At 38.6% G+C, this 12,834-nt stretch carries 8 protein-coding genes and 1 tRNA gene; 5 read left to right on the top strand and 4 right to left on the bottom strand.

Going from position 1 to position 12,834, the window contains the following annotated elements; all coding sequences use genetic code 11:
• Nucleotides 1-280 precede the first annotated feature (280 nt).
• Complete coding sequence (locus tag FWE37_06705; protein MCL2520671.1) at nucleotides 281-799, top strand: hypothetical protein; 519 nt, start codon at nucleotides 281-283, stop codon at nucleotides 797-799.
• Nucleotides 800-843: 44 nt separating this feature from the next.
• Here the strand turns inward: FWE37_06705 and metG are convergent, their stop codons facing one another.
• Both metG and FWE37_06695 read right to left on the bottom strand, forming a co-directional pair.
• The gene (gene metG, locus FWE37_06700; protein ID MCL2520670.1) at nucleotides 844-3,048 is read right to left on the bottom strand and encodes a methionine--tRNA ligase; all 2,205 of its coding nucleotides are present in this window, start codon (nucleotides 3,046-3,048) and stop codon (nucleotides 844-846) included.
• 293 nt (nucleotides 3,049-3,341) lie between these two features.
• Nucleotides 3,342-3,414 (bottom strand) — tRNA-Gly (locus FWE37_06695).
• A gap of 173 nt (nucleotides 3,415-3,587) precedes the next feature.
• Between FWE37_06695 and tgt the strand changes: the two genes are divergently transcribed.
• Complete coding sequence (gene tgt / locus FWE37_06690) at nucleotides 3,588-4,706, top strand: tRNA guanosine(34) transglycosylase Tgt (GenBank protein ID MCL2520669.1); 1,119 nt, start codon at nucleotides 3,588-3,590, stop codon at nucleotides 4,704-4,706.
• 43 nt (nucleotides 4,707-4,749) lie between these two features.
• Here the strand turns inward: tgt and FWE37_06685 are convergent, their stop codons facing one another.
• Nucleotides 4,750-6,162, bottom strand: coding sequence for a hypothetical protein (locus FWE37_06685; GenBank protein ID MCL2520668.1), 1,413 nt, complete (start codon nucleotides 6,160-6,162; stop codon nucleotides 4,750-4,752).
• Between the two features lie 324 nt (nucleotides 6,163-6,486).
• Between FWE37_06685 and FWE37_06680 the strand changes: the two genes are divergently transcribed.
• Nucleotides 6,487-7,938 carry a DUF2075 domain-containing protein gene (locus FWE37_06680; GenBank protein MCL2520667.1) on the top strand — a complete coding sequence of 484 codons (1,452 nt, stop codon included), beginning with the start codon at nucleotides 6,487-6,489 and terminating at the stop codon, nucleotides 7,936-7,938.
• Nucleotides 7,939-7,973: 35 nt separating this feature from the next.
• On the opposite strand, the gene FWE37_06675 is transcribed toward FWE37_06680, so the two are convergent.
• Nucleotides 7,974-9,707 (bottom strand): AMP-binding protein, encoded by a 1,734-nt coding sequence (locus tag FWE37_06675; GenBank protein MCL2520666.1) that lies wholly within the window; start codon nucleotides 9,705-9,707, stop codon nucleotides 7,974-7,976.
• A 172-nt stretch (nucleotides 9,708-9,879) separates the two neighbouring features.
• Between FWE37_06675 and FWE37_06670 the strand changes: the two genes are divergently transcribed.
• Nucleotides 9,880-10,311, top strand: a complete 432-nt coding sequence (locus tag FWE37_06670; protein ID MCL2520665.1) for a helix-turn-helix domain-containing protein — start codon at nucleotides 9,880-9,882, stop codon at nucleotides 10,309-10,311.
• Between the two features lie 197 nt (nucleotides 10,312-10,508).
• Nucleotides 10,509-12,834, top strand: a 2,326-nt coding sequence (locus tag FWE37_06665) for a transglycosylase domain-containing protein (GenBank protein ID MCL2520664.1), incomplete at its 3' end; no start/stop codon positions are given.

Raw genomic sequence — 12,834 nt, 5'->3', positions numbered from 1 at the left:
GAGGGCTTTGAGTGCGGTATTACTTTAGAAGGTTACGAAAATATTAAAGACGGTGATATTTTAGAGGCTTACGATATTAAGGAAATTAAACGAACTTTAAATAACGTTAAAAAAGCCGTTAAAGAGAAAGAGGTCGCCGCTAAGGATAAGTAATATAAGATTTAGTTTAACCGATAAAACTTTGCCGCACCGTTTTGAGCTTAGCTTTGCCGTTACACTTCTTTATGCTTTTAGGTAATTAAGCCTTTATTTTTAGTCAAAATTATGCTACAATAAAGTTATGCGTAAGGTTATTTTACTATTAATATTCAGCTTGCCTTTAGCGGCTATGGCCGAGACGGAGCACAAACTTTCTTTTGTGCGGTTAAACTACGGTTTTAGTTTAGGTACAGCCCTAGATGCACCTATCTTTGTTAATGCCAACCATATTGGTTTTAGCTTAATGTGGGATAACGATATTTATTTTCCTACCACCATTAATGCAGCTTTATTAATAGCCCGCGAGCCGCTTATTTATGGGATAAGAGGCGAAATTAGGCAAACTTTTTGGGGCTTAATTCAGTTAGGGTTGGTAGTAGATTATTACACTTTTCATCACAACAGGCAGGAAACAAGGCAAGCGGTAGCCCCTTTTGTCGGCCTTACTTTATTAGATATGCTTAGTGTGCAGGCCCGTTTTGCCTTTGAGCGAACAGCCAGCACTCATTTGCTGTATTATGGTGAGCTTAGTTTTGTTTTTGATGTAGGGGCCTACATCTTTTTAGTAAAAGAGCGTAAATTAAGCTGGCGGTTGTTTTAGCAGGAGCCCATACTTAAACCCCTGCTACCGTAATAAATTATCATTTACCCTACCGGACTATTGGTATATTTATTGGCTGCTAATTTAACTCCAGCGGCGGTTACTAAGTTTTTACCATTATAACTTACCGCACCGTTTAGGGTAGTTAAAGGAAAGCCAAAAAACCTGTCGACAGAGATATTTCTTTTGGCAACCTCAGCTTCTATACCTTCGGGTAAAAAGCGGCTGCCGGCCGGAGCTTCGGTAAAAATAACTTCGCACTCTTCGGGAGTGGCTTCTTTATTACCGGCAGCTAGGAGCATACCTTCGCTGGGGATACCTCTAAATTTGGCCTTTTTTAAGTTTTCTACGATGACAATAGTTTTATCCAGCAATTCATCTTCCTTATAAAAAGCCACAATAGAAGAGACAATTTGCCTTTGGCCTAATTCATCGCCTAAATTAAGTTGTAAAATATATAAATTTTCAGCATCGGCCGGTTTTTCTACTTTAACAATTTTAGCGGCTACTAAGTTAATCGTATTGGCAAAATTTCGCTCTACATTTTGATTAATTGGTTTCTTTGCCGGTGTTTCTGTCATTTTTTTATCCTGTTTAATATTTTTAGTGTCTTGCCGGCCATCAAATTGCGTTTTAAAACCAGCTATCTCTTCATCATCTAATACTTTAAATAGTATTTCGGCTTTATTAATGGTTTTAAGGTTAGTAAAATTATCTAAATTATCCCAAGTGGCCTCGCTATTAAGCATAGTTAAAATTTTCTTGGCAGTGGTTGGTATAAATATGTCCATTAATAAGGCAAGGTTACGCACCAAGTAAGTTAAGTTAAAAATAAGCTGGGCAGCTTTAGCCGGTTCGTTTTTAATTAAGTGCCACGGCTCGCCTTTCTGAAAAGTTTTATTGCCAATATCACTAATATGCAATAAATTATGTAGGGCGTGCTTAATTTCGCAATTTTCCATTTGCTGCATAAAAAGCTGCTGCTGCTTATTAACTTCGGCCCAAAGCTCTTCATCAAGTTGCCCTGGCGGCACTTCATTATTATAGTATTTGTTAATAAAAGCTAAAGTACGATTAACTAAATTACTAAAGTTACCAATAAGTTCGCTATTAACTTTTTCTTTAAAATCTTGCCAAGTAAAGATAGTATCGTGGCTTTCGGGGCGGTTATAATAAACATAAAAACGCCATACATCGGCAGGAATACCTGTAGCTTGGCAATCATCACCAAAAATACCAATACCATCAGTTTTGCTAAACTTTTTATCTTCGTAATTTAAATATTCGCTGGCCGACATTTTATAAAGTTTAGTAAAATTTTGACCGCTGCCAATTAAAGTAGAAGGAAAAATAATAGTATGAAAAGGGATATTATCTTTCCCGATAAACTGATAAAGCTTTGTAGTATCGGGGTTAAGCCACCAATCTTTATAGCTATCGCCCAATTTATGTTTAGTTATAGATATATAACCGATGGGGGCATCAAACCACACATAAAAAACTTTATCTTCAAAACCGGCTTTGGGTACCGGTATGCCCCATTTTAAATCGCGGGTAATACTGCGTTCCTTAAGGCCATCTTTTAACCAACCTCGAGCGGTAGTAATAGCATTATCACTCCACTTGCCTTCAACACTAGCTTTATCCAGCCAGCTTTTTAGCTGCGGAGCAATAGCAGGTAAATCGATATATAAATGTTTAGTGCTTTTAAAATGCGGGAGAGAGCTACAGGTATTGCATTTAGGATTGATAAGGTCGATTGGGTCGAGCATTGCCCCGCAATCCTGACATTGGTCGCCGCGTCCGTTAGCCGAGCCGCATTTTGGGCAGCCACCCTTTACATGACGGTCGGCCAAAAAACGTTGGCATTTATCACAAAAAAACTGTTCGCTAATATGCTCTTTAATAAAACCATTTTTGTCTAATTCGTTAAAAATTTGTTGTACTATAACGGTTTGTTCACTGTCGCTGGTGCGGCCAAATTCATCAAACTCTATATTAAACCAGTCGTAAATTTCTTTATGAATTTTATGAAACTTATCACACAACTCTTTAGGGCTAAGGCCTTCTTGCAGGGCTTTAGTTTCGGTGGCAGTGCCGTATTCATCGGTACCGCAAATATATAAAGTTTGGTAACCCTTAGCACGGCAAAAACGGGCAAAAACATCACCCGATAGTACTTGTATAAGATTACCTAAATGAGGTACATTATTTACATAAGGTAAAGCGCTGGTTATTAATCTTTTCATTAATGTGTATTGTAAATATTTTTGTAGTTATGGTCAAGGGTTTTCTTTAATAAAAGATAATTACCGCTAATTTATTGATTAATTAAATTTTTATATATGCAATTTAACTTTTTGTATGTGTTGCTGAAGATATAAAATTTAATAAATCATATATATAAATCTTAATTATTTAAGATTTATATCGGGAGAGAATATCCCATAAAGCATTGAAGAGTATGTTCCCAGCTCTCCAAAATATTTTGAGCCACTTGTCTTAACACAGTAAGGGTTTAACAGATTAATTTGAGTTTAAGAGCGTGGGACGGGATTCGAACCCGCGACATCAACCTTGGCAAGGTTGAGCTCTACCAGCTGAGCTACCCACGCAATTACTTTGTTACTTTAACAGTTCTTAAAAAGTTTGTCAATAACTTTTGCTAGAATTGTAGTAAAAAAAATTTGTTAAGTTTTGCTTACTGTTATAATACAATAAAGGAGCAGTTGTTATAAATGCTATTAATAATTGAATATAGTGGTAAGTTATGTTATAGTAACTTACTATGAATTTATTAACGATAACTGCCACCACTAACACCGCCCGTACCGGCCAACTTAATTTACCGCATGGGCCGGTAGAAACGCCCGTTTTTATGCCGGTAGGCACGGTAGGGGCTATGAAAGCCATTAACCACGAGCAAATTGAAGAAATTGGTTATAAACTTATCTTAGGCAACACATACCATCTTTATTTACGGCCCGGCCTAGAGCAACTAAAAGCTGAGGGCGGCTTGCATAAATTTAGCACTTGGCAAGGCAATTTTTTAACCGACAGCGGCGGCTTTCAGTTTTTTAGTTTAGCCCCTTTCCGTAAATTTACTGCCGATGGTGTCAAGTTTAGGAGCCATCTTGACGGCAGCTATCACTTTTTTAGCCCCGAGCTCGCCATTCAAGCGCAGCAAATTATTGGCAGTGATATTATGATGCAGCTTGATGTGTGCACTCCGCCCGATGCCGGCGAAAAAAAGGCTTTAGATGGCTTAATTAAAACCACCGCTTGGGCCAAAAGATGTAAAACCGAGTGGTTGAAGGGCCGTGAAGCCGGCCATCAAGGAGCGTTGTTTGGTATTGCCCAAGGAAATTTTTATAAAGATTTACGCAAACGTAGCGCCGCCGAGCTAGCCGAGCTCGATTTACCCGGCTACGCTATTGGCGGCTTAAGCGTGGGGGAAACTAAGGCGCAATTTGCCGATTTTTTAGCTTTTCAGACCCCGCTATTACCTTACGATAAACCCAAATATGTGATGGGTATCGGCACGCCCGATTATATCCTCGAGGCCATCGAGCTGGGTATCGATATGTTCGATTGCGTTTACCCTACGCGCGTAGCCCGTAACGGTAGTGTAATGACCAAAGATGGTTTATTAGCCCTTAAAGGCGAACGGTTTAAAGGCGACCATAACCCCATCGAAGAAGGTTGCAGTTGCACGGCTTGCCGGCGTTACAGCCGCTCTTACCTTAGGCATTTGGTTAAGGCCGGCGAGATTAACGCTTTAACTTTACTTACCGAGCATAATTTAACTTTTATGTACCGTTTTATTGCCGAGTGCCGGCAAGCGATTAAAGAAGGAAGCTTTGCTAATTATAAAGCAGAGTTTTTAACGAGGTATTATAGAGATTAAAAATTAAGGATAGGCATTAAATATTTTAATTAATAAGGTAAATTTATTTATTTGCCTTTAATACCTCAGTAATAGTTTTTATTAAATGAACAGTGTTAGCTAAGTCATCATCGTCTTTATTTTTTGACTTTAGTGGACGTGGGTAACGATGAATTTCTCTTAAAGCAACTGAAAGGTGTTCAGCGTTTTTATTTCCATTTTCATCTTTAAGCTCATCAAAAAAAGCGCTTAATGAGTTTGTAACTGTTAATTTATAATCATAATCTTCTGCTAAATTTCTTTGCTTAGTATACTGTCTAGCACAAAATATAGCGGTTGAGAATACTATAGATGTTGAGGTTATTCGCCCTATAATAAAGGCTAATCCATTTGTTGCTTCGCTTATATTTAACTTAAAAAATGGTATATCAAAATCTGGGATAAATCCCATACCAAAAAAGAGTGTAATAAAACCAAACAACGCCGCAAAAAATAGCCATAGAAAACTTTTTATAATGTTATTTGCTTTTTGATATTTTTTTTCAAAAGCATTAGCTAGGTTTTTTAAATGTGCTCCATCACGGGCAAGCTTAGCTTCTTTTAATATTTCTTCAACCTCTAGCATTAGTGTCTTATTTTTATTTTGACTCTCATTAATGAAAGAATTATATTTTTCATTACTATCCCCAACTAGCTTTCTTAATGTCTCTTCAGCATTGCGGATTAAATTATCGCCTTGTTTATTAGCATTGGATATTTGTGTAGCATATTCATTTTTAATTTTACTAATTAACTCTTCAATTTCCTGTTCTTTTGTATTAATCCAGCTTTCTTGCTTTATTGAGCTTATCTCGTATTCAATATAGATATTTCTAATTGAAGTTTTTAATTCATATACTAAAGTAAAAAAATTACCTATTACCAAATTAATAGGCCTAATTTGTTGATTGATTTGTTCAATTAATCTGTTGAGTTGCGTAATTTCATCACTAATTGGATTGATTTTTTGTATTTGAGTCAATTCTTGTATCTTCTCTATTTGTATTTTCTTCTTTTGAATTTGTCTAATTTCCCCAACTTGTTGGATTAGTGCTGTTAGCTGATACTGCAGTTGTGTTAGTTGTCGAATTTGAGGTATGTTTGATGTATCTACTAGCCGACTTTCTAACAACTCTAAGTCATCTATTAATCGTTGCGACTGGTGAGATATTAATTTATTATTTAAATTATCTAAACGTGTTTTTAAGTCACTTCTTTCTTGTAGTGTTGTTATTTCAGAGAATAAAGTATCACTTTCTTTAAAACTAGTTATTTTATCTAAAATGCGGCTTAATTCTTTCTTTAAACTATAAGTCGTAAATTCTTTATCGTTACCATATTTAAGTGTATTTTTACCAGTTTCGTTATTATACCAATCATCTATTTTTTCTAAAATAGAACCACTTAAGTTTATAATGTCATTGAAATAAATGTCCATGTTAGTATTATAACACTTAATACTCATTTATGCAAGTAGTAAAGTATTTTATTTGTAAAAAACTTATTTTTTACAAAAGCTATTTTCTTATATTAAATATTGCGCATTATTATCAATTGTAATTATTAATAAAATAGTATAAATATATTGATATTGCAAGGTTATTTATTTGTGTTATAAATAATAATTTAAAAATTTTGGTGTTAAGCCGAAAATAATATTTTAAATTCGTTACTTGAAATCTTTGGTTATATGTAATAATATATAAAAATAAGTGAGCTTAAATTGAAACCAACCAATATTATATCTGCCTATCAAAGTATTATGGCCGTTAGTGATATTAATGTTAGTAAAAACCGGTTAGCCTTAAAAATTCACGAGGCTAAAACGCTGGCCCGGTTTTGCCATACCATCATACAGTTGCAGTACGGCCTTAATTTTAATATTTTTGATGGCTATTTTGTTAATTATTCGATAAAACAAATAGGAAAAGAGTTTGATTTGCTTAGGGTTAGCGATGACTTTGTGATTAATATCGAGCTTAAATCACAAGCGGAGCTGGAAAAAATAAAAAATCAAATGGAGAAAAATTATTACTACCTTAAATTAATAGCGAAAGAGGTTGCTATTTACACCTATTTAGAGAATGAATATACGTTATATAAATATAATACCGAGACTAAAGAGGCCGTTAAAACCGATTTTTTAGAGCTTATTAATAACCTTACTAGGCAGCAGGTTAATGATAATATTAACCCAGATGATTTATTTAAGCCAGCTAACTACCTTATTTCACCCTTTAGTAAAACACAACGTTTTTTAAATGACGAATATTTTTTAAATAATGCCCAGCAAAGTATTAAAAATGAGATAATGCAAGCTACTAAGCAAAATAAACCTAAATATTTTTGTCTTGCGGCTAATGCCGGTACCGGTAAAACTTTACTTTTATACGATATAGCTAAAACAATTTTAAACGCCGGTAAATCTCCCGCTATCTTTCATTGCGGTAAACTTAATGCCGGCCATTTAAAGCTGATTGCGGAGCATAACTATAACATCTTACCTATAGTAAAGATAAATGAAAATAATTTAAATGATTGTATACCGCCAAATACAACGGCCGTTTTTATTGATGAAGCCCAAAGAATTAACGATGAACAGCTTAACCTAATTATAAAGCGAACCGGCGAGTTAAATGTAGCTGTTCTTTTTTGTTACGATAAAAAACAATTTTTGCAAATGGGCGAAGATAAAGATATTTATGAATATTTAAAACAAAATTACCTTAAGCCGGCCGTTATTAAAAAAACTTTAACTAATAAAATTAGAACTAATAAAGAAATGGTTTTATTTATAAAACATTTGTTTAATAAGGGCCGTAACTATTTTAAACCGATGAGTAACAATGTTAGCATAGAGTACTTTGATAATTTTGAGAACGCCGAAGGTTATATAAGGTATTTATGCAGTAACAAAGGTTGGCAAGCTATAACTTATACCAATTATTTAGATAAAAGCGAAAATATCGATAAAATTTCGGCGATGGCTGGCTGTAAGGCTCACGATGTTATCGGGCAAGAATTTGATAAAGTTGTTTTTATTATGGATAAAAACTTTAGCTACGATGATAACGGCAAACTACAAATGAGTGATAGCTACTATAGTTTAGGCGGTATGCTTTACCAAATAGTTACTAGGGCCGTTAACGAGCTAAAAATTATAGTATTGGATAACCCAATACTATATTTAAAGCTTACAGGGGCTAAAATTTAATTAAAGATTATTAGCTAGGCAGAGCAAGCCCCTGCCTAGCCGTAAATCACTTCGCCTTCATCACTGGCGGTGGTAAAGCGTTTAATTTTATTGGTGCTGGATATAGCTAAAGGTTTACTTACCAACCTAATACGTTTAATTTGCTGATAACTGCGTAATTTTTTATTACCGGCCCTCACCAGCTCTATCACCCGTTTTTTAACATTATCCAAGTTTTGGCCTTTAAAAAGCTCGGCATTAGGGTAAACAACGGCCTCTATCGCTTCGGTTTTTAACTTTTCATCACTCACATAACCGCGTACTAACAACTGTTCAAATTCGCCGTCTAATTGAAAGACATCTTCTACCTCTTCGGGATAAACATTTTTGCCGCCTTCGCTCACAATCATATTTTTGGCCCGGCCGGTTATGTAGATGTAGTTATCTTTATCTTTCCAGCCTAAATCGCCGGTTTTAAAGTAACCATCGGCGGTAAAGACGGCGACGGTGGCGTCATTATCGCTATAGTAACCCTCAAAGAGCATAGGCCCTTTTACGGCAATTTCGCCAATGCCTTCGTTGTTTGGCTGTAAGATGACGATGTCGGTCTCGGGCAGCACACGACCAACGGAGCCGGAGCGATAGGCGTGCGGCGGATTAACGGTGATGATGGGGCCGGTTTCGGTAAGGCCGTACCCTTGCGTCATGTTAAGGCCAAAGTTGCGGTAAGTGCTAAGGGTTTCGGCGGCAATCGGGCCGCCGCCGCTGATAAGTACACGCAGGGTAGAAAGGCTAGCTTTACCTAATATCCCCTTTAAAATAGGGAGTTGGCCGCCAATATTTACCTTAAATACTTTATTAATAAAGCCGCTAAAAGTTAGCAGGCTTTTTACTAAAGCCGTTACCAGCGGCCCGCTCTTTTTAATGTTACTCATAATACCGTTAATAACTTTGTTGTAAAGCATGGGCACACCCAGCAAACAGGTAACTTTACCGGCTTTTAAATCGTGTAAAATGTGGCTAATGGCAATTTTATCGGTAAAAAGCAGTTGCATACCGGCCGTTAAACTAATAATAAAAACGGCCGTTAAGCAGTAACTATGGTGCATAGGCAAAAGCACATAAGCTATATCGCTGGGGTAAACTTTAATAAGGCTTTGGGCTAAAAAGGCATCACCTACTAAGGCGCGTTGCGTTAAAATAACACCTTTTTCGTTACCTGTCGTGCCGCTGGTAAATAAAATAGCGGCTATATCTTCCATCGCTCCTACAGGGAAATTTTGCGCTTTATGATTTTTTAGGTTTAGCACATAATTAGCCGTGCCTTGCGTAAGCGAGTAGGTGGGTATGCCGGCTTTATCAAAACCTTTGGCCAACTTATTATGGTCGCAAATAAGCATTTTGGCCTTAACACGTTTAGTTATGGCGAGGGCTTTTTCACTGCTCATTCCGTTGTCCAGCGGGATAGCTACGGCACCGGCTTGCATAATGGCGATAAAAGCCGCCGCCCACTCTAGGCTATTAGCGCCGCTTAGCACAATGTTATCGCCTTTTTTAATTCCTTTTTCTATAAAGTAGCCGGCAATGTTATCTACCAATAATTTAACTTGGTAGTAGCTGTAGGTACGTAAATTTTTATTGTCTTCAAAGGTACTAAAGGCGATTTTATCGGCATAGCGGTAGGCATTTAAGGCCAGTAATTGCGGGATAGTTGGCCATTTATCGTTAAAAAACTTGCCGCGATAATTATCCAGCTGCACCCAAGGGGTGTAAAATGTAAATTTGCTCATCATATCTCCTTTCTTATTAACAAAACTTAAAACGGTAAGCTAAAAATACGCAGAGACTAGACAAAAGGCAACGCTAAATAAGGTAAAATAGGTAAAGAGCGCTTTACTATATTGCTTTTAAGTGATATTATAAAAGAAGAGTAGCAATGACACGAAAAGAACTTATTATATAATGTATTACGAAGCAACGATAAACCAAGAACCTGATGGTTTTAATGTGTGGTTTGAAGATTTACCCGGTATTTATACTTGCGGCGATAATTTAGAGGAAGCTTTACTTAATGCTGAAGATGCCTTAAATTTTGTACTTAGTTATCCATTAAAGGTGGCTTTTAAGCAACCATTAACTTTTACCTATGCCCCTAATACCTATTTAATAAAAGTAAAAAAAAGTGTTGCCTTTGCCCTTAATTTGCGCTGGCAGCGAGAGGCTTTAAATATTACCCAAGCCGAGATGGCAAAACGTTTAAAGATTAACCAGTCGGCTTACCAACGGCTAGAAGATACGGCTAAAAGTAATGCCACCCTTAAGCTTATTGAAAGGGTAGAAAAAGCTTTAAATACCACCCTTTTTGATATAACTTATAAACCTGCCGCTATTTAAATTATTTAGAGCTAGCTAGGCGCTACAGCGGGATAGAAAGGCTAACAATAATAAAATGCGGCTTAGCCCGGCGGTAGCTAATTAGCTATTTGCTTACCATAATTTTAAGTTACAACTTAGTTAAATAAGTAAGCTAATGGCTTATAAAAGTTGTTAGCTACCTTGTATAAAATAATATGTTATGCTATATTACAGTTATGCAATTTATTAAAGAAAAGCTAGCTTTAAACAACCCCATTTTAGCCGGTATCACAGCTGTGTTTATTTTAGCTTTGGCGATTATGCTGGGCGTTATTATAGGCACAATTTTTGTGGTAGATGATGCCCTAGCGCGCGAAAATAACATTGGCGGCGTAACCCTTGCTTTGCCAACCAGTATTTACGACCTTGACGGCGAGCTTATTACCGAGTTTTTTGGCGATGAACGCCGCGAATTACTCGATTTTAACGATATACCGCGTATCACGGTGCAGGCTTTAATTAGCCGGGAAGATCGCGGCTTTTTCGACCATAACGGCTTTAGCATACGCGGTACCACAAGGGCCGTCGTTATGGCTGTTCAAACCCGCTTAAGATTTATCTCGGGCGGCTCTACCATTACCCAGCAGCTGGCCGGCCATTTATACGCTAACCGTGCTACAGACAACACTTTATGGCGTAAAGTGCGTGAACTATGGTGGGCTTGGCAACTAGAAAAGCACCGCAGCAAGCACGAAATATTAGAAACTTACTTAAATATGATGCCTTTTGGCCATAACACTTATGGAGCACAGGCAGCCAGCCGTTTCTTTTTTGGGCATGGCCTAGAAAACACTAACGCGGCCGAAAGCGCCATGATTGTTATTCAGTTGGCTAACCCCTCCGGGCTTTATTCACCCATTAGGCGGCCGCCTTTTGCGCGCGAAACGCAGGGCAGAGTAATTAGAATGATGGTGAATAATGGTTTTGTTGATGAAGAACAGGCTTTTCAATATTACGATAGTTATTGGGCTAACTATGATTGGTCGCGTAACAGCAGGGGTACAGCCTTTTTTGAACGCGAAGACAGAGCCCCTTATTTTTCGGAGTATATCCGCGGCGAACTGCACGCTATTTTGCCGGGCAGGCTTAATATTTACCGCGATGGTTACCATGTTTATACCACTTTAAATTCGCGCTTCCAGCGGATAGCCGAAGAAGAGATAGAGCGCGGCCTGCAAATTGCCAGCGATAGGTTACGCGCCGGCGCCGGCACACAGCAACAAGTAGCTTTTGATATGTATTTGCCTATCATCGAGCTTTTAGCTTTAAACTTTAATATACCGGCCCTTCAGCTGGAGGGCGGCCAGCTGCAACGGCGGGCGGTAGAGTACTTTAATGCCAATGTCAACCCTACTTTAGATATGGTAACGGCTATGTTTGGCCTTAGTTTTGCCAACAACGCTACCCAAATAGCTTGGCGTAACCACTTTGCCAGCGATGCCAGCAGCCAAATACAGGCCGCTTTAATCACTCTTAATCAATCTAACGGTTATATTGTTTCTATTATCGGCGGCAGGGGATTTGATAGGTTAAACCAGCTTAACCGCGCCGTAAATGCGCGTATTATGCCGGGTTCGGCTATTAAGCCTTTTTATTTTGCCGAAGCTATTGCCAGCGGCAGGCTAACGGCCGCCAGTAACCTTCATAACTTTGCCCGCTTTTGGACCAACGAAGACGGTACCATTTATGCCCCTACCAACTATGGCGGCGCCGGCTCTTACAGTAATCAGGGTGTGCGGTTAAGAGAAGCTTTGGCTTTATCGTTAAATATACCGGCTATTGCCGTGCTGGAAGATGTAGGTTTTGATGCCGCTATTGCCCGTACCAGCCGCTTAATGGGTATTACCGACCCGGCGGAGGTAGCCCGCACTTTCCCTCGTGTGTGGTCGCTGGGTTTAGGAATTATCGGCACCACCCCGCTTAATATGGTGCGTGCTTTTGCCGTTATGGCTAACAACGGGCGTGAAACGATGCCGATTGCCATTAGGCAAATTTACGACCGCAACGGCCGCCTTGTTTTAGATGTAGAGAACGACCCGCGCCGTTTAGCGCGTATGCGCGGCGAAGAAGGACAAATTTTAAGCCCGCAAGCTGCCTTTATTATGACTAACATTATGGAAGATTCGGTTAGGTACGGTACTTTTTATTGGTCTTTTGTGCATACCGCACCGGGCGGCTCTAATTCGCAGGGGTTACCGACTTTTAATCAGCCTATCTCCGGTAAAACCGGTACCAGCCAAAACTGGAGCGATGCGTGGGCTATTGGTTACACCCCTTACTATACCACCGCCGTTTGGCTGGGTTTTGACCGCGGCGGACAAACGCTTGGGCAAGGCAACGAGGCTTCGTCCAGCTCGGCGCATATCTTTATGCGTTATATGCGCCGTATTCACGAAGGGTTGCCGCGGCGTGAATTTGAGCGGCCAAGCGGTATAATTAATGCGACGGTAGACCGTGAATCCGGCTTGTTACCCGGCCCCCGAACTATCAGCACTATTAACG

It is taken from the genome of Spirochaetaceae bacterium (assembly GCA_009784515.1).
Taxonomy (GTDB): Bacteria; Spirochaetota; Spirochaetia; order WRBN01; family WRBN01; genus WRBN01.
This window is presented reverse-complemented; position numbering and strand designations above follow the sequence as displayed.

Bases quoted from the DNA above. Each gene is read 5' to 3' on its own strand.
- FWE37_06685 (MCL2520668.1), bottom strand. From the start codon at position 6,162: ATGGACATTTATTTCAATGACATTATAAACTTAAGTGGTTCTATTTTA.
- metG (MCL2520670.1), bottom strand. From the start codon at position 3,048: ATGAAAAGATTAATAACCAGCGCTTTACCTTATGTAAATAATGTACCT.
- FWE37_06670 (MCL2520665.1), top strand. From the start codon at position 9,880: ATGTATTACGAAGCAACGATAAACCAAGAACCTGATGGTTTTAATGTG.
- FWE37_06705 (MCL2520671.1), top strand. From the start codon at position 281: ATGCGTAAGGTTATTTTACTATTAATATTCAGCTTGCCTTTAGCGGCT.
- tgt (MCL2520669.1), top strand. From the start codon at position 3,588: ATGAATTTATTAACGATAACTGCCACCACTAACACCGCCCGTACCGGC.
- FWE37_06680 (MCL2520667.1), top strand. From the start codon at position 6,487: ATGGCCGTTAGTGATATTAATGTTAGTAAAAACCGGTTAGCCTTAAAA.
- FWE37_06675 (MCL2520666.1), bottom strand. From the start codon at position 9,707: ATGAGCAAATTTACATTTTACACCCCTTGGGTGCAGCTGGATAATTAT.